The 22,619-nt window shown below is 59.6% G+C and carries 21 protein-coding genes, 1 tRNA gene and 1 pseudogene; 15 read left to right on the forward strand and 8 right to left on the reverse strand.

What is annotated here, in order from left to right; translation table 11 throughout:
* Window positions 1–5: 5 nt before the first annotated feature.
* Window positions 6–947, reverse strand: coding sequence for a DUF4938 domain-containing protein (locus Q1A59_RS16115; RefSeq protein ID WP_298405065.1), 942 nt, complete (start codon window positions 945–947; stop codon window positions 6–8).
* A 146-nt stretch (window positions 948–1,093) separates the two neighbouring features.
* On the opposite strand from Q1A59_RS16115, the gene Q1A59_RS16120 reads away from it, so the two are divergent.
* Window positions 1,094–1,744, forward strand: coding sequence for a class I SAM-dependent methyltransferase (locus Q1A59_RS16120; protein ID WP_299645235.1), 651 nt, complete (start codon window positions 1,094–1,096; stop codon window positions 1,742–1,744).
* 20 nt (window positions 1,745–1,764) lie between these two features.
* Here the strand turns inward: Q1A59_RS16120 and Q1A59_RS16125 are convergent, their stop codons facing one another.
* Complete coding sequence (locus Q1A59_RS16125) at window positions 1,765–3,714, reverse strand: amylo-alpha-1,6-glucosidase (protein WP_298405062.1); 1,950 nt, start codon at window positions 3,712–3,714, stop codon at window positions 1,765–1,767.
* A gap of 200 nt (window positions 3,715–3,914) precedes the next feature.
* Here Q1A59_RS16125 and Q1A59_RS16130 point away from each other — a divergent pair, with 200 nt between their 5' ends.
* Window positions 3,915–4,814, forward strand: a complete 900-nt coding sequence (locus Q1A59_RS16130) for a metallophosphoesterase (protein WP_298405060.1) — start codon at window positions 3,915–3,917, stop codon at window positions 4,812–4,814.
* Here Q1A59_RS16130 and Q1A59_RS16135 read toward each other — a convergent pair.
* Window positions 4,768–5,694, reverse strand: coding sequence for a ketopantoate reductase family protein (locus Q1A59_RS16135; protein ID WP_298405057.1), 927 nt, complete (start codon window positions 5,692–5,694; stop codon window positions 4,768–4,770). The genes Q1A59_RS16130 and Q1A59_RS16135 overlap by 47 nt on opposite strands.
* Window positions 5,695–5,758: 64 nt before the next feature.
* Between Q1A59_RS16135 and Q1A59_RS16140 the strand changes: the two genes are divergently transcribed.
* The 6 genes from Q1A59_RS16140 to Q1A59_RS16165 all read left to right on the forward strand — a co-directional run bounded on the left by Q1A59_RS16140 (window position 5,759) and on the right by Q1A59_RS16165 (window position 11,212).
* Window positions 5,759–6,481 (forward strand): LppX_LprAFG lipoprotein, encoded by a 723-nt coding sequence (locus tag Q1A59_RS16140; RefSeq protein WP_298405055.1) that lies wholly within the window; start codon window positions 5,759–5,761, stop codon window positions 6,479–6,481.
* A complete protein-coding gene (locus Q1A59_RS16145) occupies window positions 6,478–8,019 on the forward strand; it encodes an MFS transporter (protein ID WP_298490582.1) in 1,542 nt (513 codons plus the stop codon). The genes Q1A59_RS16140 and Q1A59_RS16145 overlap by 4 nt, the downstream gene beginning before the upstream one ends.
* Window positions 8,020–8,223: 204 nt before the next feature.
* A complete protein-coding gene (locus Q1A59_RS16150; RefSeq protein WP_298405049.1) occupies window positions 8,224–8,733 on the forward strand; it encodes a hypothetical protein in 510 nt (169 codons plus the stop codon).
* Window positions 8,734–8,885: 152 nt separating this feature from the next.
* Window positions 8,886–8,962: transfer RNA gene (locus Q1A59_RS16155), tRNA-Pro, on the forward strand.
* Between the two features lie 61 nt (window positions 8,963–9,023).
* Entirely contained in the window at window positions 9,024–9,722 is a 699-nt protein-coding gene (locus tag Q1A59_RS16160; RefSeq protein WP_299645236.1) for a response regulator transcription factor, read from the forward strand.
* A gap of 197 nt (window positions 9,723–9,919) precedes the next feature.
* Window positions 9,920–11,212, forward strand: coding sequence for a cell wall metabolism sensor histidine kinase WalK (locus tag Q1A59_RS16165; RefSeq protein ID WP_298405043.1), 1,293 nt, complete (start codon window positions 9,920–9,922; stop codon window positions 11,210–11,212).
* 3 nt (window positions 11,213–11,215) lie between these two features.
* Here Q1A59_RS16165 and Q1A59_RS16170 read toward each other — a convergent pair whose 3' ends face one another.
* On the reverse strand, window positions 11,216–11,974 hold the full coding sequence (locus Q1A59_RS16170; RefSeq protein ID WP_298405041.1) for a sulfite exporter TauE/SafE family protein: 759 nt from the start codon (window positions 11,972–11,974) through the stop codon (window positions 11,216–11,218).
* Window positions 11,975–12,028: 54 nt separating this feature from the next.
* Entirely contained in the window at window positions 12,029–12,709 is a 681-nt protein-coding gene (locus Q1A59_RS16175; RefSeq protein WP_298405038.1) for a FadR/GntR family transcriptional regulator, read from the reverse strand.
* Between the two features lie 158 nt (window positions 12,710–12,867).
* On the opposite strand from Q1A59_RS16175, the gene galT reads away from it, so the two are divergent.
* From galT to Q1A59_RS16190, 3 genes are all read left to right on the forward strand, one after another.
* Window positions 12,868–13,857 (forward strand): galactose-1-phosphate uridylyltransferase, encoded by a 990-nt coding sequence (gene galT / locus Q1A59_RS16180; RefSeq protein ID WP_298405034.1) that lies wholly within the window; start codon window positions 12,868–12,870, stop codon window positions 13,855–13,857.
* Between the two features lie 175 nt (window positions 13,858–14,032).
* Window positions 14,033–15,046 carry an ATP-binding protein gene (locus Q1A59_RS16185; RefSeq protein ID WP_298405030.1) on the forward strand — a complete coding sequence of 338 codons (1,014 nt, stop codon included), beginning with the start codon at window positions 14,033–14,035 and terminating at the stop codon, window positions 15,044–15,046.
* Between the two features lie 499 nt (window positions 15,047–15,545).
* Window positions 15,546–16,061, forward strand: coding sequence for a hypothetical protein (locus tag Q1A59_RS16190; RefSeq protein ID WP_298405027.1), 516 nt, complete (start codon window positions 15,546–15,548; stop codon window positions 16,059–16,061).
* Here Q1A59_RS16190 and Q1A59_RS16195 read toward each other — a convergent pair.
* A complete protein-coding gene (locus Q1A59_RS16195) occupies window positions 16,023–16,658 on the reverse strand; it encodes a hypothetical protein (RefSeq protein WP_298405024.1) in 636 nt (211 codons plus the stop codon). The genes Q1A59_RS16190 and Q1A59_RS16195 overlap by 39 nt on opposite strands.
* Before the next feature lie 436 nt (window positions 16,659–17,094).
* On the opposite strand from Q1A59_RS16195, the gene Q1A59_RS16200 reads away from it, so the two are divergent.
* From Q1A59_RS16200 to Q1A59_RS16210, 3 genes and pseudogenes are all read left to right on the forward strand, one after another.
* Window positions 17,095–17,676 carry an RNA polymerase sigma factor gene (locus Q1A59_RS16200; protein WP_298490686.1) on the forward strand — a complete coding sequence of 194 codons (582 nt, stop codon included), beginning with the start codon at window positions 17,095–17,097 and terminating at the stop codon, window positions 17,674–17,676.
* A 287-nt stretch (window positions 17,677–17,963) separates the two neighbouring features.
* Window positions 17,964–18,371: an RNA polymerase sigma factor gene (locus Q1A59_RS16205; RefSeq protein ID WP_299645237.1), complete on the forward strand. Its 408-nt coding sequence runs from the start codon at window positions 17,964–17,966 to the stop codon at window positions 18,369–18,371.
* A gap of 12 nt (window positions 18,372–18,383) precedes the next feature.
* Window positions 18,384–18,563 (forward strand): annotated as a pseudogene (locus Q1A59_RS16210) (hypothetical protein); the annotation flags it as partial.
* Window positions 18,564–18,989: 426 nt separating this feature from the next.
* Here Q1A59_RS16210 and Q1A59_RS16215 read toward each other — a convergent pair.
* Both Q1A59_RS16215 and Q1A59_RS16220 read right to left on the reverse strand, forming a co-directional pair.
* Window positions 18,990–21,047, reverse strand: a complete 2,058-nt coding sequence (locus Q1A59_RS16215) for an alpha-amylase family glycosyl hydrolase (protein ID WP_298402284.1) — start codon at window positions 21,045–21,047, stop codon at window positions 18,990–18,992.
* Window positions 21,048–21,166: 119 nt separating this feature from the next.
* Window positions 21,167–21,706 (reverse strand): hypothetical protein, encoded by a 540-nt coding sequence (locus Q1A59_RS16220; RefSeq protein WP_298402282.1) that lies wholly within the window; start codon window positions 21,704–21,706, stop codon window positions 21,167–21,169.
* 223 nt (window positions 21,707–21,929) lie between these two features.
* Here Q1A59_RS16220 and Q1A59_RS16225 point away from each other — a divergent pair, with 223 nt between their 5' ends.
* Window positions 21,930–22,619: a TetR/AcrR family transcriptional regulator gene (locus Q1A59_RS16225; RefSeq protein ID WP_298402280.1), complete on the forward strand. Its 690-nt coding sequence runs from the start codon at window positions 21,930–21,932 to the stop codon at window positions 22,617–22,619.

The following is a 22,619-nucleotide window of genomic DNA, read 5'->3' on the forward strand; positions in this document are numbered from 1 at the left end:
GGCTCCTACCCATCACTCGTTGCATACCCGCCCCACCCAATCACCCCATTGGGCGCATAGCTTAACAAGGCGTGCAACGCCGGATCGGTGAGGTTGATTAAGGTGGGGGCAGTGCTGCACAGCATCGGCAATCCCAATGCCTTCAGCCATTCGTCGTCATCGAAAGCGGCGGGCGGGCGCGGGCCGGTGCGGTCGGTGATCACCGCGAGATCGCAGCGATCGAAGGGCAACCCTTCGCGCAACAGGCTATCAGTGGCAAACCCAATCACCAACGCTGCGCAAGTAGAATCGGCCAGCGCTGCGAGAACTGCAGCGCGATCAGCTTGGTCGATTGCACGGGCTTGGTAACGGGCGGCTTGCTCGGCGACGGCATAGCTGCGGTAGCATTCGCCGGTGACAGCGATAATCGGGATGCGTCCCAGTTGCGACCACGGCGGTTGCAGGTCGGGTGCGGCCCGCAGATCGGCCACCGTCACTGTCCAGCTCCGTTCGCCATACCCCAGCAGCAAGCGCCCGCCGGGCAATACCGTGGCCGGAAGATCGTGCCGGCGAGCATTGGCGATCAGTTGTAGCGCGGCGACCGGTAATGCCTGCGCTTGGCGGCGGTCGTGCAACGCCAGCAGCGGCTCGTCGGGATCCCACGTCTCGTCGCCGGTGATTTCGGCGTTCATGCCATCGATCACGTACTGGCATAATTCGGCGCCGAACTCCGGTTCGTTGGTGGTGAAGAAGGCGCTTAGCAGCACATCGTCTGATCGTGGTTGCGCGCTGACGTGCAGATGGGCAATGACCAGCCCGATCGCCAGCGCACCGCCTTTGATAGCGCTGCGGAGCCGTTCACTGTGGTCGGCGCTAGCAACGGCCCGCAAGACCACGCCGGGTTGCGGGCGGTAGATGTTGGGGCCGTGTAGTGCGGCGAGTTGTACGATGGTGATTGGTTGCTGCATACGGGTGTGTATTCCGCCAAAGTGCTACGCCGCCGAGCGATGGCAGGTTGCAATGCGGTTATGTTTGATCAACTATCCAATCCCTTTGCGCATCAGCGTTTTATCACTGTGCGCCTTTGCCCCCTTCACGCCTTATGATACCACTGTTGCACGAACCCTATTTGCCGCGCATTCGCCACGCCCTGCTCGCCGCCACGCCCGCCGGCGCGCGCATCGCGCTTGATGTTGGCTGTGGCGACGGCGCCAAAACTCAGTGGCTGCGTGAGCAATGTGCCGCTGATGCACTGCTGATTGGTATCGACCGCGATGTAACTGCGTTGCGGTCAGCATCGGCCTTGGCTGCCATTGCCGGCGCTGCCGAGGCGTTGCCGTTGCGCGATGGCTGCGTCGATCTAATCTGGTGTGTGGCTGCGCTGCAACTCTTTGCCGATCGGCAACAAGCCTTGCGCGAGTTGTGGCGGGTATTGCGGCCCGGCGGGATGCTGCTGATCGCGACGGCGGGCGAGTATTGGGTGCGCATGCACTGCCATCCGCCAGCGTTACTGGCCGCCCTGCCGTCGGTGTTGCCGCTCGCTCCCGCTGATGGCTTGGCCGATACGTGGACGCTCTTGCTGGCTGGCGCAGGTTTTGCCACGCCGCAAGTGCAGGCCTATCTGCTCGACGGCGCTGAACCGGCGCAGGCGGCGTTGATTGATAGCGCCGATTTAGCAGCGTATGCCGGTCTGCCATTAACAGCCAGCTCTATCACCGAACCCGACCCTCGCCTAGTGTTGTTTGTGGTCAGCGGGCGAAAGTGAGATGGCTCGGCACGCCGCTGCTACCTGATTTCATACAACCCGCGCAAGACCTCGGCCACGCTCCACGCTTGGGCGAAGCAGCCGCGCGGCTGGTGGGGCGGGTCGCCGTCGAAGATTTCGCTAATGGTGCCGATGCAGCCATCACTGAGGTGATCGAGCAGCGGCGTGAGCAGCCGTCGGGTGGTGGCTCGATTACCGGTGAGCCGATAGACGGCGCTAGCATACGGGCCGAGCAGCCATGCCCAGACCGTGCCTTGATGGTAGGCAGCGTCGCGCTGCAAGAGTGGTCCAGTGTAGCGAGGTGCGTAATCGGGATGGGCCGGATCGAGGCTACGCAGACCAACGCTGGTCAACAGGGCTTGGGTGCAAGCGCGGACAACTGCCTGTTGGCGGCCACGGTCGAGCGGGCTGTGCGGCAGACTGGCGGCAATGATCTGGTTGGGTCGGAGCGTCGCATCGAACCCGTTAGGAGTGTCGATCACGTCGTACAAGTATTGGCCGTTCGTATACCAAAATCGGTTGAAACCGGCGCGCGCCGCCGCTGCCATCGCCTGATACCGCTCGGACGGGCGGCATAGCCGTTGGGCAAAGCCGGCCATACTCTGCAAAGCGTTATACCAGAGTGCGTTGATCTCAACCGGTTTGCCAGAACGCGGCGTGACCACCCATCCCTGCACGCGCACGTCCATCCACGTCAATTGGGTGGTCGGTGTACCGGCCCGCAACAAGCCATCGCCACGATCCAACCCGATCCCATCACGCGTGCCGCGCACGTGCCAGTCGATGATCTCTTCAAGGGTCGGAAACAGTTCGGCGAGCAGACCATCGTCGGCAAAAGCGGCATGGTGGGCACGCACCGCTTCGAACAGCCAGAGGGTTGCATCCGCAGTGTTGTATTCGGGCGCTGCGCCTTCATCGGGGAAGCGATTGGGCAGCATACCGCGATCAACAAACCGGACGAAGGTGCGCAAGACATCCGCCGCAACCTCTGGCCGGCGAGTGGGAATGGTCAAGCCGGGCAAGCTGATCATCGTGTCACGGCCCCAGTCGGTAAACCACGGGTAACCAGCAATGATGGTGCGTCCGCGCATCCCGCCGGGCACTGGCCGCTCGACGATGAACTGATCGGCAGCCAGTGCGAGCTGGCGAACGAATGGGTCATCCGTCCAGTCAATTCGCTCTAACAACGCGGCTTCATAATCGGCGCGCAGCTTCCACGCTGCCTCGCTGTCGAGGGTAGCTGAAGGTTCGGTGGTGGCGACGACCAACAGCGACTCTCCCGGCGCGAGAGTGGTGGTCAGCCGGCCAACCCGGCGCAGGTTGTCGATCGCTGCTTGGCCACGTTCAGCTTCGATGGCTAGATAAAGATCGGTGAGCCAGCCGCCGAGCGGGGTGAAGGTTCCTCGATCGCTGAGCAAGCGCAGATGGCGACCGCCGGCCAGCGGCCATATCCGCAACCCGTTGGCGATTGGCTCGGCTTGCAAGGGAATGTCGCCTACTTGCGCCACTGCGTGATGGTCACGCGCCGTTGCCAAGGTGTCGAGCCGGAGGGAGAGCGGGGCTGAGGCGCGTAAGACGGTGTAGCGAATGTAGGTGGTGTTGGCGCCGGGCGCCATCCAGATCCGCTGTTCGAGCAGCGCATCGGCCAGCGCATACTCCCACACCGGCGTGGTTCCTTCCAGCCGCCAACGCTCGAGCCATAGGCAAGCGCGGGCGGACTGGCCGGTGCGCCGGTGGGTGGTGAGATCGAAGGTCTGGCCGAGATAGCTCACATACGCATCGAGCGAGGCTAACGTTAGCACCCGGCCAAGCGGCGGTTCGAGCGCAGCAATCAGCAAACCGTGATAACTGCGTGTAAGCGTTCCAGCGATAGTTCCAGCGGCATAGCCGCCAATCCCGTTCGTCACTAGCCATTCGCGCTGAGCGGCAAAGGCTGGTTCGGCACCCAAAGCGCGTCCGAAGCTAAACACAATGGCAGCTCCTTCCTGAGACGGTTCCATGACCATGGTACACTACTTGAAGGGTGGTGATTAGGGATATGGCCCCCTCCTAGCCTCTCCCCGCTAGGGGGAGGAGTCGGATCCCTCCTCCGCAGGGGGAGGGCCGGGGGGTGAGGGTACTAGCGACTGGGGAATGAGGAGCACATGGATACGGAGGGTGTTACACACCGATGAACATAAACATAGCTGTTCTTGCCGACATTCATGCGAATTTAGCTGCTTTTCGTGCAGTCATTGCCGATATTGAGCAGTGGCAGCCTGATACGGTCATCATCGCTGGTGACATCATCAATCGTGGCCCGCAACCACGCCCCTGCCTTGAGCTAGCCTTGCAGATGCAGCGGGAACGAGGCTGGCATGTGTTGCGCGGCAATCATGAGGGCTATATCCTCAGTTATGACCACGATCTGAGCATAGGCCATCCGCCGCAGGGCGGTAAGCGCGCATTACAGGGGCCGATTATCTGGACACATCAGGAAGTGGTTGATCTGTTGCCGCAGGTCAAGACGCTCCCCACGAGTTTGGCGTTAGAAACACCGGGTGGTACGGTAATGGTCTATCACGGTTCGATCCATCACGATCGTGATGGCCTCTTACCCTCGCACTCTCAGCTCGAATTGCAGACCAAGATCGATCCGCATGCTGCGGTGTTTTGCACAGCTCATACCCATATGCCTTTCACCCGGTGGGTTGAGCAGACGCTGGTGGTGAATGTAGGGTCGGTTGGGTTGCCCTTTGATGGCGACTGGCGGGCCGCTTACGCTCGTCTGACCCTCGACCAGCACGGTTGGCAGGCGCAGATTGTGCGGGTGACGTATGATCGCACTGCTACGCTGCACGCTGCGCGCGCGGTGATGCTTCCCGCTTGTGGGCCGATTGCCCAGATTATGGTGCGCGAGCTGGAAATGGCGCGCTCGTTTCTGTTCGATTTTGTGCCGGTGTATTACGATCCGGTGATCGCCGGCAAGATGAGCGTAGACGAGGCTGTCCACCGGTTTTTGGTTGACCTTGACCGGATGCCAGCTACGTCTCCTGCACTCGTAACGGCGCCGTCGCTTCTAATGCCTTAACCAGATTGCACAACATTTCGTTGAACGGCGTTGGCACGCCGAGCCGGCGTCCTTCGCGTACAATGGCGCCGTTAATGGTGTCAATTTCGGTGGGTGCGCCGCGCAAGATGTCTTGCAACATTGACGATCGGTTCGTAGCAGTCGCTTGGGCCACAGCCAGCGTTTCGGCAACGGGATCGGCTAAAGCCAGTGTAATGCCGGCGGCGCGGGCTACTGCCACCGCTTCCTCTACGGCTTGCCGGACAAGAGCGGATGCTGCTGGCACGCTTGCCAAGGCACCGTTGGGAACGCGCAGGATCGCGGTAAGCGCGTTGATGCCGACGTTCACAATCAGTTTCCCCCACACTAAGCTGTCCAGATTGGTTGCAACCCCAGCCGGCAAACCGGCGGTGCGAAACGTGTTGGCGAGTGCGTAGGCGATGCTGAGCGACGGTACCGCGCCAAAGGTGGTTGGCCCGCGACCGGCGAGGCGAACCCGTCCGGGGCCAAGCAGGGTTGCGCCGAGCGTGGTGACTGCTTGCCCGACGCGCAATGGGCCTAGCCGCCTGCTCAACACTTCGGCGTTCCCTAGCCCATTTTGCAAGGTGTACGCTACCCCGCCGGATTTCAAGAGCTGCGCGGCTGTCTCAGCGGCCCAAGCGGTCTGAGCGGACTTGACGGTAACAAGCGCGACATCAAACGGCTCAATACTCGCCGGGTCAGTCGTCGCTGGGATCGAACGGGTGGTTTCGCCGCCATCGTAGGCGCAGCGCAACCCGGATGCGTTGATCGCGCCAATGTGTTCAGCCCACGAATCTACGAGCATGATCGAAATGACAGGCGCGAGGTGGAATCCAATCACACTACCGAGCGCACCGGCGCCAATGATTGCAATCTTCATGGTGGACGACCTCTGTTATACTACTGTCACGACCATGGTAGCACAGCAGATGAGAAGGTGCGCTATGAAGCAGAGCTGGAGATGGCTCATCGCGAGTCTGGTCCTGTGGCTGGTTGGTTGTGGGGGAGTGGCAGCGCCGCCGACACCGACGCCGACACCCGATCCGCGCGCGTTGGCATCGGCCATTGGTCAAGCTACCCAAAATAGCCAGAGCGTCCATTTTCGGATTACCCTGATCGGTAAGCCGGTGGCGCTCGATGCGGGCGGGGTGACGACGCTGAATAGCATTGAAGGCGATTTGCGTCGCCCTGATGCTGTGCTCTCGGTTCTCAACATCACACTAGGCAATGCGATTGGCGAGATCCGGACGGTTTCGCTGGCTGGCAAGCAGTATACGACTAATCCGATTACGCGCCAGTGGATGTGTCTGCAACCCGGCTCGACGTTCGATCCGGCGGTCTTATTTGCTCCCGATATTGGGATCGAAGCGTTGCTGGCCAACCAATTTGCCGATGTGACGCTGGTGGGGATTGAAGACCTGAACGGTCGTCCGCATTACCACCTGCGTGGTACGCTGCCGGCTGAACAGTTGCGCGCGATTAGCCTTAATCTGCTGGGAGCGGGGCCGGTCACCGCCGATCTGTGGGCCGATCAAGCGACCATGCGCGCTAGCCGAGTAGTGTTGGTCGATACCGCAACCGATGCCGCCAATCCGAGCACGTGGACGCTTGAGTTTAGCGAGTACGACAAGACGGTTGATGTCCGCGAACCGGTGCAATGCCCATGACGAATCCTGCGTTGACTAAAGCCGAAGTGCGCGCGTTCGACCCTCGGATTACACTAGGATTGGTCTGCTTGGCCATCTTTATCGGCGCGGTTGACTTGACTGTCATTAGCGCGGTGTTGCCGAAGGTCATGATCGACCTGCGCCTGTCGCTCGATACCGAGCTTAACCGGGCGTCGTGGGCAGTGAGCGGCTATTTGTTGGCCTATACGGTGAGCATCACCTTTATGGGCCGCTTGTCGGATCTGCTTGGGCGGCGCATGGTCTATCTTGTTTGCTTGATCGTCTTTTTGATCGGGTCGGCGTGGGTGGCAGCCGCGCCCAATCTGACGATGCTCATCATTGGCCGGGTGGTGCAGGCGCTAGGTGCGGGGGCGATGGTGCCGGTTTCGATGGCACTGGTCGGCGATCTCTTTCCGCCCGGTCAGCGGGCGGCGGCGCTGGGGCTTATCGGCGCGGTTGACACTGCTGGCTGGATGGTTGGCCATCTCTACGGCGGCGTGCTGATGAGGATTTTTGACGATTGGCGGCTGCTCTTCTGGCTGAATCTGCCGATCGGGCTGGTGGCGTTGGGATTGACATGGTATGCACTGCGCCAGATTCCCACCCCGCCGCGAGCCGGTCATTTCGATTGGCTGGGCACGATGTTGTTGAGTGGCAGCCTTGTGGCGTTGAATGTCGGCTTGGCGGCCGGCAGTGAATTGGGTGCAACCGATTTCTACGGTGAACGGCTGGGGCCACCGCCTTACGCCGGGCTGCTGGTACTTGTGGCGCTGGTTTTGCTGGCTCTCTTCGTTTGGGCCGAGCGGCGCAGCCCTGATCCGCTGATCGGGCTGGAACTCTTTACCCGGCGCGATACGGCGATGGCCTGTGTGATCAATGTCATGGTCGGCTTTGGGCTAGCGATCGCGATCACGAATGTGCCGCTCTACATCAACACCTATTTGCTGCTCTACCACCCAACCGATAGCGATATTCTGCGGATTGCGGCATGGGATGCCGGCTGGATGCTTTCAGCCCTGACGTTGACCATGGCAGCGGCAGCATTGCCGGGTGGTTTGTTGACCGGACGCTACGGTGGGCAGTTGCCGGCGTTGCTCGGTTTGGGCCTTGCCTTGGTTGGCTCTACGCTGATGGCGTTTTGGGGGCCTGAAGCGACCTATCTGCGTATGGGTCTTGAGCTGGCATTGACTGGGATTGGCCTTGGCTTGGTAATCGCGCCGGTGGCCGATACGGTCGTAGCGGCAGCTGGTGAAGACCGGCGCGGCGCAGCGTCGGCGCTTGTGATCGCGTTGCGGTTGGTAGGGATGACGGTCGGTGTTGCGATTTTGACCCTCTGGGGTGTGCATCGTCAAGATGAGTTGCGCCGTGCTGGCGCCGATAACCCGCTGGCGATGACCGACCCGGCCCGCTTTCTGATGGAAATCGCTGCACAGGTGATCGGTGAGACGTTTTTGTTTGGCGTGGCGGCATATGTGGTCGGGCTGCTGGCGGCATGGTTTATGCGCCAAGCATCTGCCGATGCGGTTAGTAAGCAGTAACCCTTCTCGTTATGGAGTGTGTCAGTTTTCCTGCCGCATTTCATGATAGGCCCTCTGGGTACGTGATGTAGACTGCGGTGCTTCACGCTACCCGATCATTACCGGGTAGGAGTTGGGAAGCCGGGTTGGAGAGGTAAACTATCACATTGCCGTGTCACGCATTGCGAAAGAACTTGATCAACAAGAGCAGAACGGACACCCTCAATGCATGACGAAGAGATTCAGCGCCTTATTACGCAGCGGTTGCCGGCTGAAGTGCGGGCTGGCCCGGCTGAGATTCGCCGGTACAGTGACGAATTGATCATTATTTTGCCCATCGCTCGCCCGCTCGAAGAGATCCCACTCTTGCGCGAGCAGACCCGGCGCGACCGGATGCGGATTGCACGCGAGATCGAACGTCACAGCGGGGTGCCGGTGGCGTGGGGTATGCGCGCCGCCGACCACGAGGTACTCTTTACCACTCGCACGGTGCCGGTGATGACCCGGTTGGGCCGCGCTGAACGCGAATTACTCGATCTGTTGGTGGCGGTTGGCATTGCCGATACCCGCAGCAGCGCATTGGCCTATATTGCCCGCGCCTTTGCCTACGAACACCGCGAATGGCTGGCCGAAGCCCGCCTCGCCGTTGGCGAAATGGCTCGCGTGCGCGCCCGGCTCCAACTCACGCCTCGCCCCGGCCCGCCCCCCGTGCCGCCAGTGGCTGAAGGTGATTGATGCAAAACGAAGCTGCCGCCAGTCATCTACAACGATGGCTGGCTGGGCGGCTGGTACGGTTGATCCTTCCGCTAAAGCTATTCTGTGTCTGTTCGTGACTATTGACAACCCGCTTGACAAAATCCCTATCATGCTGCTAACCTTAAGGACGTCGGGGCGTGGCTCAGCCTGGTAGAGCACCGCGTTTGGGACGCGGGGGTCGTGGGTTCAAATCCCTCCGCCCCGACCACATTCGCCACGTGGCAACGACCGCCGGCCCTTCACCGGCGGTCTTCATGTGTGGAGCAGCTATGGCGACGGTTCTGATCGTCGAAGATGAAACGACACTGGCCGAGACTCTGCAGTATAACCTTGAACGCGAAGGTTATTCGGTAATTGTCGCGGCAGATGGGGTGCATGGTCTCGACCGCGCCCGCCGCGATCAGCCCGATTTAATTGTGCTGGATATTATGTTGCCCCGGCTCGATGGCTTCTCAGTCTGCCGCATCCTCCGCCAAGAGAGCGATGTGCCGATTATGATGCTCACCGCCCGCCAAGACGAGGTCGACCGGATTGCCGGCCTCGAACTCGGCGCCGATGATTACATCAGCAAGCCGTTCAGCCTCGGTGAGTTTCTGGCGCGCGTGCGCGCTATTTTGCGCCGCAGCGAACGCCAGCCCCACTCGATTGTTCGTGAGGTGCTAGAGGCCGGTGTGATCCGGGTTGATACTAGCAGCCGGCGGGCATGGCGCGATGGCCAAGAGCTTAACTTGCCCCAAAAAGAGTTCGATCTGCTTACGTGTTTGATGCGTAATCGCGGCATTGCCCTGACCCGTGATCTGTTACTCGAACGAGTCTGGGGGCAAGATTTTATCGGCGACAGCCGCACCGTCGATGTCCATATTCGCTGGCTGCGCGAAAAGATCGAACCCGATCCCGGCAAGCCGACCTATATTCAGACCGTGCGCGGCGTTGGCTACCGGTTTGAGCCGCCCGCCGAGCAGGTGTGACCGGGGTTGCGCAGCTCGATGGAATGTGGCGGTGAAGCTGCCGCATGCGCGTATCGTTCAGAGGGCGGGCACCATGGCAATCGCAGCAATCTCGCCGGGATTACTGCGCGAACTCCGCCCCTCACGATGACATCCATGAGTGTGACCAGACCGGCTTTCCAAACTCGGCAGCGTACAGCTAACATCACAGAATCTGCATGACCCTGCTTGAATTGACGCTAACGGTGGCTACGGTAGTGCTGGCGGTGAGCTTGATCCTCAGCGTCCGCCGTTGGCGTCGGTTCGAGCGTAAGCTGGCCACAAGCGCCGCTACGTCGTCTCTTGCCTCGCCTGAGCCGCAACAGGATTACCTGATGATTTCGTCTGACCCTGCGCCGGAAACGCAGACTGATCCCGTTCCCGCACTACTCGTTCCCCACCACCAGCCCCTATTCCTTGCGCTGGCCCGAGCTGTTGATGCCGGCGTGATTGTGGTTGATGCCGAGCGCCAGATCGTATTTCACAATGAAGCGGCGATCCATCTGCTAGCTGGGCAAGGGAGCGCAACCGACAGCGGCTTAATTACGCTCTTGCGCGATCACCAAGCCGATCGGTTGGCGCGCGATGTGATCGCCGATGGTGAACGGCGGGAATTGACGATTCGCCCGCTGGCGACCGGTCGCACCTTGCATTTGCATTACGAGCCGCTGATCGTCCAAACTGGCCCGCCGGAAGGGGCGTTAATCGTTATTCGCGACCTGACCCAGATTAGCATGCTCGAACGGGCGCGGCGCGATTTGGTGGCGAACGTCTCGCACGAGTTGCGCACCCCGCTTGCTTCGCTCAAGTTGCTGGTGGAGACATTGCAATCGGCGCCGCCGCCCGATATTGCCGGAAGGATGTTGGGGCAGATGGCGCAAGAGATCGATGCGGTGACGCAATTGGTTGATGAATTGCACGAACTCTCGCGGCTTGAGTCGGGACGGGTGTCGCTCAAGTTAGCGCCGCTAGCGGTTGGGCCGGTGATCGAGCGAGCTGTGGAACGCATCCGGCCACAGGCCGATCGGAAACAGCAGACCATTTGCATCGAGTCGGCGCATGATTTGCCACCAGCGCTGATGGATAGCGACCGGATTGGGCAGGTGTTGCTCAATTTGCTGCACAATGCAGTGAAGTTCACCCCCGAAGGCGGCACAATCTCGGTTACGGCCAAGGTGTTGTATATCGCGGTTGACGATCCGCCTTCGCGCGAGGATCGTCCGCCGCATCCCGCCGGCACGTGGGTGCTGATTAGCGTCAGCGATACCGGCATTGGCATTCCAAGCCGCGAGTTGCGCCGGATTTTTGAGCGTTTCTACAAAGTCGACCGGGCGCGCACCCGTCACGCTGGTGGCACCGGCTTGGGCTTGGCGATCGCCAAGCATCTGATCGAAGGGCACGGTGGCCGGATCTGGGCCAGCAGCCAAGAAGGGCACGGATCGACCTTCTGGTTTACGCTGCCGGCGGCGTGACGGTCACGCACTGCGGACAAAGAACCATACCGTCAACCCGATACTAATGACCACCACGGCTATGCGCACCCGGCGGGCATCGATCCGGCGGGCAATCGCCGCGCCGCCATAGCCGCCGGCGATCGCGCCAATCGTCATGATCAGGGCCGGCAGCCACGCGATCAAGCCGGTTGTAACAAAGGTCGCTACGGCAATCCCGTTGACCAGCGCCGCCTGCAACGTTTTGAGTGCATTCATGCGGTGAATGTTATCGTAACCAAGCAGAGCTAGCGCAGCTAGCGTGAGAATGCCCAATCCGGCACCAAAAAAGCCACCGTAAATGGCAATGGCAAGGTAGATAACGACAACCAGCCAGCGCTGGCCGTTGCCTTTGCCGACCGTCCGTTGCGCAAGGCGGGTAATCTGCGGGCTAAAGGTGAAGACCAGCGTGGCGAAGAGTAGCAGATATGGGATCAGCGCGGTAAAGCGCCGCTCATCGGTGTAGAGCAACAAGATTGCGCCGAGCAACCCGCCGAGCAGACTTAAGCCGCTAAAGAGCCAAATATCGCGTTGTTGGCCGCGCAGTTCACGCCGGTATGCGCCGATGCTGGCCAGCGTGCCCGGCCACAGCGCCAGCGCGTTGGTGGCATTAGCCACAATTGGCGGCACGCCGGCCACCAAAAGCGCGGGGAACGAGAAAAAACTGCCGCCGCCGGCAATCGCGTTCAGTGCGCCGGCCAGCAGTGCGGCGGTGAAGATAAGGAGCAGGTCGAAGAATTCCATTTGCACTAACCCTTTTAATTCATCAGATCATCAGATGTTTTTGTAGACAAAAAATCATGCGTCACTGGTGTGGTGACTTAGCGTTGCTTCGTGACGAGCTAGAATCTGGCGGGTCACGGCGACCGCCGCTGCGGCATCACCTGCTGCAATCGCCGCGACCAGATCGACGTGGGAGCGGTCATCAGCGGCTGGCGCGGCGGCGTCCCACAACACGCCGAGCGCGTCGTGGAGCGTGACGGCAAACATCCGGTACAGATCGCTGAGCATCGGGTTGTGGGTCGCGCGGGCAATTGCGCAGTGCAACTCGATGTCGGCAGCAAGCGCAGTGGCGGTATCGCCATTAGTCAGCGCCGCCGAGCGCGCCGCCAACCAGCGCTGGATTTCGGCCAGATCATCGTCGTTGCGCCGTTCGGCGGCCAATGCCACGACTTCCAGCTCTAATGCTCGTCGCACCTCATGCACCTCTTGCACTTTTGCCTGCCGCAGCCGCGCAGCCAACGGTTCGGCGATGGCCGTGGCGCGCACGTAGGTGCCATCGCCTTGGCGCACTTCGAGCAAGCCTTCGTGGGCTAGCGCCCGAATCGCCTCGCGCACCGTGGAGCGCCCGACGCCGAGCTGCGCCATGAGTTGGGGTTCGGGTGGCAACCGACTGCCGACCGGGTATGCTTGTGTCTTGAGTTGCTGTCGCAGGTAGTCAATGACCTGTTCAACTAACCGTTGCCGAGAAAGGGACATAAGCACCTCTGCGAAAAAATCATATCATCTGATGTGTTAGTTTACGCTCCTCGGTAGGTGTTTGTCAACTAGCATAACTTGCTCATCAGATGCATTGCGGCTACAATACAAAGCATAGCGCAACGCTGCGGCTAACCGTCCGCTGTGGAGCAAGCCTCATGTCCGAATTACGGCAGAATATTGCCACCCGCGAATGGGTGATCATTGCCAGTGAACGTGCGCGCCGTCCTAATGCCTTTACCGAAACCCGCCAGCAGCCGCTCACTGCCGAACGTCCGCCCCATGATCCGCACTGCCCCTTCTGCGTTGGTAATGAAGAACTCGATCTTGAAGTTGAGCGTTATCCGGCGACAGGCTCGTGGCAGTTGCGGATTGTGCGCAACAAGTATCCGGCCCTGCATGATCACGGGCCGGTGGTGCGCCATTTTGACGGAGTGCGGCGCACGATCAGCGGTTATGGCTATCACGAAGTGCTGGTCGAGCACCCGAATCACAACACGACGCTCGGACTCATGACCCATGATGAGGTACGGTCTGTGCTGGCCGTCTATCTGAGCCGTGGGCGAGCGATGAGCACTGATCCGCGGATTGAGCAGATTGTCATTTTTAAGAATCACGGCGAACGGGCCGGTGCCTCGTTGCAACATCCGCACAGCCAGATAATGGCTGTGCCGGTAGTACCCAGCGACATTCGCCACCGGATCGAAGAGGCGCGCCGGTTTTTTGATGATACTGGCCAGTGTGTGTTTTGCACGATGCTGGCCGATGAAGTGGCCCGCAATGAGCGGATAGTCTATGCGAATGATGAGTTTGTCGCGTTTGTGCTCTACGCTGCTTCTTCGCCGTTTCACCTCTGGATTTTGCCGCGCAAGCATCGGGCGAGTTTTTTCCATCTTGACGAATCTGAACTTGGTGGCTTAGCCGACGTGGTGCGCGAGGTCTTTCACCGGCTCTACTACCGGCTCAACGACCCCGATTTTAATCTGGTGCTCCGCTCGACGCCAGCCAAAGAGCCAGAAAACGGCTATTTTCATTGGTATCTGGCTGTCGTGCCGCGCCTGTCGTACATGGCCGGGTTTGAGATGGGCAGCGGCATTTTTATTAATCCCAGCATTCCCGAAGCGTGCGCGGCGTTTTTACGTGAATGAGGCAGATACGCTGGCAATTTGTGTGATTTCTAGTACATATTTGCAATTCGATAGCTTGCCTATTATTGCTGCAACAATAATTCAAAGATCGGTTATACTAACGTTTAACTACTTGGAGACAAGAGGTTCAGGCTAAGGTGCCAGTTGTTGCCCATGCCAAAGGAGTTCTGCTGCTATGACCGGCGCATTCCCACTTAGCGACGAAACAATCAAAGCCCTTGCGCCGTGTGATTTGCCGTTCTTGCGCCACGATCCCTTCGTGCGCAGCGTGAGCAGCATCAGCATCACCGCCTTGCCGGAAAACGTGCAGCCGGTGGTGCGGCGTCTGTATGATACGTTGCTCGCTATTTTTAGCCGATTTGACCAGATGCGTCGGGTTAAGCTCGACGAATTGCGCCAGTTTTTGCACGAGACGGGATGGCACGATTTGATGCATGAACTGCGTGGTATTTCGCTCAGCCGGCACGATCCGGTGTTAGGGCAGGTGATCCACGATATTCGCGGCGGGTCGTTGCAAGCATTGGCGCTGCAATTGCAACTGATCGAATTCGAGCAGGCGCAGCCTGTTGATGTTGAACGAATCTATCTGCTGGTGCGCGATCACCTCAAGATTATGCGCAACTGCGTGCCCGATCTCGATCCGGTGCGCACGGCGCGCGATATTGAATTGCGCACTCATGGCGTTGATCTGTTGCTAGAAAAGTGGCAGCAAGCCGATTATCGCTTGCCCGACGGCACGGCCCAGATTGTGGTGGATGCGCGCTACAACGGTGTCGTCGCTGACCGCTGCGTCGAGTTCTCGGCCCTCGATCGGGTGATCTACAACCTGATCAATAACGCAACTCGCCACAGCGCCGATCACCGGGTGATGGTCGGCATTTACCCCCTTTTCGATTGCTCGTCGCCAAGTTTGCGCTTTGTCGTAGCAAACCGGATCGATCCGCTGCAACGCAGCGCGCTCGATCAGCGCTTTGGCCAGCAGTGGAGCAATCTGTTCCGCGGCGGCTTTACGTTCAGCAGCGATGGTAGCAAGGGGCACGGCTTTGGTTTGGCGATTTGCGCCGAGCTAGTGGCGAATGCGTATGGTCTGCCCAATGGGCTCGCGGCAATTGCCGGTAACTATGTTGGTGCGATTCCTCATGGCGATCTGTTTGTGGCTTGGTTCCACTGGCCGATCGCAGCGCCCTAAGCGCATCCGTGTCAATGGTTGAGCCTAGAGCCTGTTATGTACGTTCGACCATAACGGGAATGAACCGCTTCCGTATGAGGAGCGCACTGGCCAGCACATGCACTCCGGCGAACGCACGCCATTCATGGACGAGCGCGGTGCGCTGAGTAGAGACGGTGCATTGCACCGTCTCTACTGGGAGACGGTGGGCCACGGCGGCAGATCGGTGGGCAGCATGCGCGTTGGAGCGACGTTGCATTGCAACGTCGCTACGCCCGTGTGAATGCTCCAACGCCATCCATTCACAACCTCACGCAGCGAGTGGTCGCGCTGCGGGGCGTCTTTAGTTATGAAGGTCAGGTAGAGAGCGATGAAGGCTCACATCGCGTGGATAGGGTTGGTGTGTCATGCTGAACGCATCCCACGTTTATCTCCGAAGTGCGTAACAGGCTCTAGACAATGGCGTCTAGGCTCGTTGGGTTTGTTCCCCCCTCCCGTTTACCGGATCGGTTTTCTGGAAATGCACGATACTGCCGACTGCAACCCGCTGGCCGACGGCTTACGCGGCTCGCGACTAGTGCAGGCGCTGTGGGCCGTGATGCTGTTCAGTGGCTTAACGCCGGCCACGTGGAACGGGCAGGAGATTGCCGATCATCACATCTTGCCGCGCCTGCTCAACCTCTGGCAGCGTGAACCGGCACTCCGCCACGGCGCTATCGATTGGTGTGCCTTCAGCAGTGTACCCAGTGACATCGTAGCGATTCGCCGCATGCTCGGTAAGCGTAGTCTTGTCGGGGTGGTCAATCTTGGCGCATTACTTAGCTGCCTTGTCATCGCACAACAACTCGGCGCTGAACTGCTTGGTCTATTCCCGCTCAGTCGTGAGCGCCGCGGCGTGAGTGAGGAATTACGGTTGGCAGCATTTGGGGTTTGTTACTTCGAGGAAAAAACCGCGTCACGAGGTAGAGGCGTAGCCCTGCTACGCCTCCGCGACGGCTTACGGCTTGACCCGCGGCCCCATCTGCAATTCGCATAAGAACGGCGGTTGGTTATCGCCGCTATGGTAGGGGTAGAGCTGATCGCCAACCCGCAATAGAATCCGCAAGCCGTCAATTAACACCTGAATGTAGGCCATGCCGGGCCGCGGGCAACCGAGCGAACCATCAGACCACGTCACTGCCTCGACCGAAGCTACCTCAATCGCAGCGACATCAATCCCCAACCGCTGGGCCAAATCTTGCTTCGCCGCATCGATTTGGCGTTGGACAAAGCCATCAAACGGCGGCGTCAGCGGCTGAGCATTCGGTGCGGGAGCCGGCGGAATCGACATAGGGGTCTCCTTGATCGGTAAAACTGTTGGCACCAGCGTTGCCGCCGGCGCAGCAGTGGGCAGCAGAGCAGCCGGTGTCTCGGTAGGGGCGGGAGCCGGCGATTCGGTTGGACTATCAGGCAACCGCGTCGCCGTTGGTTCAACGTTCGCCGGCGGAGCAGCATCGCGCGTGGCTGCTGGCGGCTGAGTGGGAACAGGCTGATCAGGCGTGGCGGTAGGTTGGGCCGGCGCTGACGTGGTAGCGGCACTACAGGCGGTAAGCGATAGCGAAGCGATGATTATGATCAAGAGTAACGTGCGCATAGGCAATCCCTTGCAATCAGAAAACTGCTCTGATGAGATGACGCGAAAAGGAGGCAGAGAGTTCCCAGCGGCAGCAACAACCTAAGCAAATGAAACCACTTTAATGATCACTGATGCGCTTAAGCTACATTCCATTGAGCTGGGCAGGGTAAGATCACCGTCGCCAATTGATAACGTCTCATCTTATCAAATTATCATTGTAGTGATTTGCTTTCAGGTGAGGCCTAAAATCGATATATTGAAATGCTATCTCAATGAAAATTTTGCAAAAAATGTTACCGTTTTCAAACCTTTCGTAGTGTATACTCCCTACTACCGGCACTCAGATAATCCACCGAAAGGAGGCACGACCTTCATCACCCACCGCTCTGGCGAGCGGCACAGAGAGCGCTTACGTTTTGGCATTCGCGTGTTTGTAGCTTGCGGAGTTTGTGCAATGACCGTTCCATCCCACCACGACCTGATTACCGGACTTCAACAACGCGACCCGCAGATCGTGAGCTGGATCTATGAAACTTACGGGCCCCGCGTCTATCACTACCTGTGCCGCCGCTTGGGTGATGCCGAATTGGCCCGTGACGCCCACAGCGAGGTCTTTATCCGCCTGCTCGAACGGGCCACCCACTATGAAGACCGCGGTCTCCCCCTCACCGCGTGGCTGTTTCATCTTGCCCGTGATCAGGCCGCGAATATCCGCCGCCGGGCCGGACGTTTCGTACCGCTTGAAGCGGGCAACACCGAGCACGACGGCGACCCCGAAACTCTCCTCGCCCCACAGTGGGACTGGGAGCACCTTCAGTACGTGCTGGCTGCCCTGCCCGACCACTACCGGCGCGTGCTCTGGCTCCGCTTCGGCTATGACCTGTCCCTCGAAGAAACGGCCCGCCAACTCGGTTGCACTGTCTCCGCCGCCAAAGCCCTCCAGCACCGAGCAATGATCCTTGCCCGCAAACTGGTGCGCGAGCAGCCAGAGCTGATCCCCAACCCGCGCCGGACGTATCAGCCACCGATGGCGTAGTAATGAGGGAGGGGGAACAGGGAGATAGGGGGCTGGGGGAAGGCGGGCAGGCACGCTGCGCTCGCACCACGAACTCTTTACGCGGAGAGAGGCAGCGGTGATGCGCCCTACCCCACCCCAAACATTTTGCAAAAACTGTTACCGTTTTGCCCTGTGTACTGGCGTATACTACGGAGTACCGGCGATTAACGCACTGCGTTATCAAGACAGGAGGCACGTATCCGCGTAACCCACCCCGATGGGTACATGTTGGCATTCACGTGTTTGTAGCTTGCGGAGTTTGGGCAGTGATCGTTCCATCCCACCACGACCTGATTACCGGACTTCAACAACGCGACCCGCAGATCGTGAGCTGGATCTATGAAACTTACGGGCCCCGCGTCTATCACTACCTGTGCCGCCGCTTGGGTGATGCCGAATTGACCCGTGACGCCCACAGCGAGGTCTTTATCCGCCTGCTCGAACGGGCCACCCACTATGAAGACCGCGGTCTCCCCCTCACCGCGTGGCTGTTTCATCTTGCCCGCGATCAGGCCGCGAATATCCGCCGCCGGGCCGGACGTTTCGTACCGCTTGAAGCGGGCGACACCGAGCACGACGGCGACCCCGAAACTCTCCTCGCCCCACAGTGGGACTGGGAGCACCTTCAGTACGTGCTGGCTGCCCTGCCCGACCACTACCGGCGCGTGCTCTGACTCCGCTTCGGCTATGACCTGTCCCTCGAAGAAACGGCCCGCCAACTCGGTTGCACTGTCTCCGCCGCCAAAGCCCTCCAGCACCGAGCAATGATCCTTGCCCGCAAACTGGTGCGCGCGTGGCGTAACGGAGCGCGGGGGATCAGCGACGCCGGTCTCTCTTTGAGTACGGATAAGGAATCGCTAGGCTGATATACGACAGGTATTTGTCAAAGACTCATATGACAATTCTTTCTCATTGCTTGGCAATTCGAGGTGGGGGTCAGCATCAGCAGGTTTATTTGATTTTACCTTATTGACAACAAACCTCTCAAAGTTCTTACCCTCAGGATCTGGATGCCCATCGGTACGCGGATAATGGATTGGCAGCGCTGGCACAGGATCGCGCAGCAAAGTCATGAGATTCGGTAATGTTCGGCAATTTGCGCAACGGTTTATCGTAGCAGCGCTTCATCTCGCCTCTCTCCTACCCCAGCGGGGCAAGGCTAGGGGTGAGGGTAAGTCGTTCACCGCAGAGAGCGCCGAGGGAAAGGGGAAGAGGTAACCCAAAACTCTTTGCACTTTTGGCGTCCGTTGCGCCTTTGCGCTTGAATACGCTGCGCCTTGGCGTTGTCTCCCTCACCCCTCAAAACAATACACCCCAAACGGCGCTAACCGCAATTCCTCGCCAGTGCCGCGCCGCTCGCGGCCAAGCGGGAAAAGACCGAGAATGTCGCCGCCAAGTCCGCGAGTAGTGATCAGACGGCTCGGCAATGCGCCGAGATTAACCACACCAACCAGACTGCGCTCGCTAAGGGTGCGACGGATGGCGAGCACATCGCCGGGTATGGCGCTGAACGGCTGCCAGTCGATCGCGCCGTGGCGGAGCGCCGGTTCACGCTGCCAGAGGTTGAGCAGGCGCGGCAAGATGTGATGATCGGCAATCTCCTGCCCATTCCACATTGCCGGCGTTAAGCCGCTGAACAGCATCACAGCCCACAGCGCCTGCACTAGTCGCGAGCCGCGTAAGCCGTCGGCCAGCGGGTTGCAGTCGGCAGTATCGTGCATTTCCAGAAAACCGATCCGGTAAGCGGGAGGGTAGAGTTCGGCATAATCGGCTTGATAGGCGCACCATTCAGCCGGCGTGATCCGGCGCATGGCAAGGTGAATCAGCATATGATGGCTGGGATAATCGAACCAGCCGCTGGCACATTGGGCCGAACGCGGCCCGGATAGGGTGCAGAGTATAGTCAAATGAGGGCGCGCGGCAGCGATTTCGCTCACGGCTTGGGCCATGAACACCGCGCCGGCGCTGGCCCGCAACGGTGGCCGGCGGATCCACGCTGGCGCAGCCGGGTACGGTGCCACTACCCGCAACCCGTCAAGTGCAAAACGATCGATCTGCTCGATCACCCATTGCTGCCAGTACAACCGCCAGTCGTTGCGTGTCCAATCAAAATGGTAGCCGCCAGCCAACAATGCTACGCCGGGATGGCGGGCGGCTGCCGGGGAGTCGGACGGAATGCCGATCGCAAACGCGCCGACCTCGTCGCGCACAAACCATTCGGGGTGTTCGTTAAGGTAGCGAGAGTCGGCGGCGCAGCCTTGCAACGCCACATCGAGCAACACTCGCATCCCCTGCCGGTGGGCAGTCTCAATTAGGTGGCGAATAGCCGGTTCCTCGCCACAAGCCGGATCGATCCGTTCAAGATCACCGATCAAGTGCGGTCGCTCGCCAACCGTGTGCCACGGTAACAGACAGAGCGAATCAACCCCCAGCGCTGTCAATTCCGGTAGGTGAGCGCATAAACCATCGGCGCCGCCATAGTGGCGCAGATCGGCGACGTACAGTACGGCATCGCGCAGCCACGCCGCCGGCGGCTGTGGCAATGGCGTCAGCGCACGGTAAACGGCCAGCGCTGCCGGCCACGGTTGGGATACCAACGCGATGTGTTGCTGCCCGACCGCCAACCGCTGGTCAGAACGCAGCCAGCTCGCGATAGCGACCTCATACGCTAACGATACCGCTTCGTGACCGCCTTGCACGTAAGGCAGCGCCGCTTCATCGTCGCCGGCATACCAGCACAGCAGGGTAAGCGGTCGTTCGTCGTTCCACAACGCCATCACCCCCGGCCCCTGCGTTGGCGCCGGCTCGAAGGCACTGCCGCCCCGCAAACCCGGCGCAAAAAAGCGGCGCGGGAGAATGGTGCGATCTTGCGTCGCCGCAATGGCGAGCGGTGCGCGAGGCCGCACGCTGTTGCCCGGCGCCTCGAAGAGACAATGACTCGGTTCGCCTACACGTGCGTCCGGTATCACCAAACGCACACCGTATAGTCGCAGATCATCGCCACTGACATTCTCAATCTCGATCCAGCGCTTGATAGCATCGCACCCGATCTGATAATGGTCAAAGATTTTGAGCGGGCCCAGCCCGACGATGACTGTCATCACCATCTGATCATCGTCGGCGCTCACCCGGTGCCACAGATAGCGGGCAAAGGTACGGCTGGTGATCCAGTTCGCTGGATCGCCCAAAGCGACATCTACCCCGGCAACCGCCGGGCCATGCCCCAAAACATTCAAACTGTCATGGCGCTGGAAATGGATGAGTGCGCCGCTGTCGGTTGACCAGCCAAGCGTGTAGTCGTTGGTTCGTAGAATGATTTGATCGGGCTGTTCAGAGAGTTCGTAGCTCATGCGACCGATGGGCTAAGCGCGTGGGGCAAAGGGGCGCATTGCCCGGGCTGCTTGCAGTAATCTCCTGTCTGAGTAACGCACTGATTTTGCCGACAATGTGAAGTGCCATCTATTATTATTTAACTACCGCATTTACGGGGTGTCCAGCCGAATATGTGCTCGATCTGGCGGCGATACGCGGTCTTGATCTGAGACGGAGCGCACCGGATGTACTGCTCTGCACGTTCTTTCTTCTCACCGCTGAGATTGTTTAGATGTTCAATGATTTCATCCACATGAGTAAACGTAGGGTTGAGCGCCGTCCAGATAACTGCGTCAAGATTGCGCGCCTGCGCCCAGTCGGGCAGCTCGGGTATGGCCGCTGGCGCCGCTTCGCCGTGCCGCCACGATCCAATCCTCTTCTCCCAGTTTTTGGTTGGTATCCTCTCACGATCGCGCAGCGCCTTTTTCGCTGCTTGCAGCTCGGTGGGAAGCATTAGCGTCCACAATACCCGCACAGGTGTCGCATCAGTCTTGATCACAAGCGTGACGCGGCCATCTTCTGATTCACGGGCGAACTCGACAGGAACTAGCGGCCCATCTTCCAACCAGCGGCCCTGTATCGGCAACGAGCGGGGATCCCAGATAAGCGATCCCCATCCAAGACACGCGATTCGCATTCCATACCTCCAAGCCCATCGTTCTGACCGATTATAACACGAAGGCGATGCACGATGATGAGATTGCGGTAATTTATCAGCGCACTATGCCAGACGCGGCCCTCTGTTCACAACAGGCCAGCGCCAAGGGTTGTGCGGCAGTTGTCAAATCTTCTCTTACCATCAACTGTCGCGTATGGTATACTTACAGTGTAAATAAACATCGTTTATTTTAAGGACTATCATGCCTCGCCCACCCAAATCCCAACAAACCCCCAACTTACCGGAGGTCATCAAACAAACGGCTTGGCAGCAGATCGCAGTTCATGGTGCGCCGGCGCTGAGTCTGCGGGCGATTGCACGCGCATTGGGGATCACAGCACCGGCGATCTACAACTACTATCCTGACCGCGACACCCTTGTCACGGCGCTAATCATCGATGCGTACACCTCGTTTGGCGATGCCCAATTAGCTGCGCGCGACGCGGTTCCATCTGATAACCTCGTTGGCCGGTTGTGGGCTACCGGCATCGCCTACCGGCAGTGGGCGATCACCTACCCGGAACGGTACCAACTCATCTTTGGCACGCCGATTCCCGGCTACGTTGCGCCGATCGAGCAGGTGCTGCCGGCGGCGGCGCGCGCGTTGAGCGCGCTGGTGAGCGTGATCGAGGCGCTGCGACTGGCGGGCCGGTTACACGCGCCACCGCTTCCAGAGATACCTCCGGTTTATCAGCCGATGTTCGCGCAATGGCAGCATTACGGCGGCGATTGTGATCCGCAGAGTTTTGCTCTCGCAATGTTGATCTGGGCGCGGGTGCATGGGCTGGTCTCACTTGAGATTGGTCGTCAAATTCCGCCGTTTGGTGCTGATGGCGCCGCATTGTACCGGTATGAAATGGAGTGTATCCTGCAACAATTTGTTTGCTCGTGA

The sequence above is a fragment of the uncultured Chloroflexus sp. genome (genome assembly GCF_937951745.1).
Lineage (GTDB): Bacteria > Chloroflexota > Chloroflexia > Chloroflexales > Chloroflexaceae > Chloroflexus.

Bases quoted from the DNA above. Each gene is read 5' to 3' on its own strand.
- Q1A59_RS16225 (WP_298402280.1), top strand. From the start codon at position 21,930: ATGCCTCGCCCACCCAAATCCCAACAAACCCCCAACTTACCGGAGGTC.
- Q1A59_RS16200 (WP_298490686.1), top strand. From the start codon at position 17,095: ATGACCGTTCCATCCCACCACGACCTGATTACCGGACTTCAACAACGC.
- Q1A59_RS16145 (WP_298490582.1), top strand. From the start codon at position 6,478: ATGACGAATCCTGCGTTGACTAAAGCCGAAGTGCGCGCGTTCGACCCT.
- Q1A59_RS16130 (WP_298405060.1), top strand. From the start codon at position 3,915: ATGAACATAAACATAGCTGTTCTTGCCGACATTCATGCGAATTTAGCT.
- Q1A59_RS16175 (WP_298405038.1), bottom strand. From the start codon at position 12,709: ATGTCCCTTTCTCGGCAACGGTTAGTTGAACAGGTCATTGACTACCTG.
- Q1A59_RS16115 (WP_298405065.1), bottom strand. From the start codon at position 947: ATGCAGCAACCAATCACCATCGTACAACTCGCCGCACTACACGGCCCC.
- Q1A59_RS16215 (WP_298402284.1), bottom strand. From the start codon at position 21,047: ATGAGCTACGAACTCTCTGAACAGCCCGATCAAATCATTCTACGAACC.
- Q1A59_RS16195 (WP_298405024.1), bottom strand. From the start codon at position 16,658: ATGCGCACGTTACTCTTGATCATAATCATCGCTTCGCTATCGCTTACC.
- Q1A59_RS16135 (WP_298405057.1), bottom strand. From the start codon at position 5,694: ATGAAGATTGCAATCATTGGCGCCGGTGCGCTCGGTAGTGTGATTGGA.
- Q1A59_RS16190 (WP_298405027.1), top strand. From the start codon at position 15,546: ATGCACGATACTGCCGACTGCAACCCGCTGGCCGACGGCTTACGCGGC.
- galT (WP_298405034.1), top strand. From the start codon at position 12,868: ATGTCCGAATTACGGCAGAATATTGCCACCCGCGAATGGGTGATCATT.
- Q1A59_RS16185 (WP_298405030.1), top strand. From the start codon at position 14,033: ATGACCGGCGCATTCCCACTTAGCGACGAAACAATCAAAGCCCTTGCG.
- Q1A59_RS16140 (WP_298405055.1), top strand. From the start codon at position 5,759: ATGAAGCAGAGCTGGAGATGGCTCATCGCGAGTCTGGTCCTGTGGCTG.
- Q1A59_RS16160 (WP_299645236.1), top strand. From the start codon at position 9,024: ATGGCGACGGTTCTGATCGTCGAAGATGAAACGACACTGGCCGAGACT.
- Q1A59_RS16220 (WP_298402282.1), bottom strand. From the start codon at position 21,706: ATGCGAATCGCGTGTCTTGGATGGGGATCGCTTATCTGGGATCCCCGC.
- Q1A59_RS16170 (WP_298405041.1), bottom strand. From the start codon at position 11,974: ATGGAATTCTTCGACCTGCTCCTTATCTTCACCGCCGCACTGCTGGCC.
- Q1A59_RS16150 (WP_298405049.1), top strand. From the start codon at position 8,224: ATGCATGACGAAGAGATTCAGCGCCTTATTACGCAGCGGTTGCCGGCT.
- Q1A59_RS16165 (WP_298405043.1), top strand. From the start codon at position 9,920: ATGACCCTGCTTGAATTGACGCTAACGGTGGCTACGGTAGTGCTGGCG.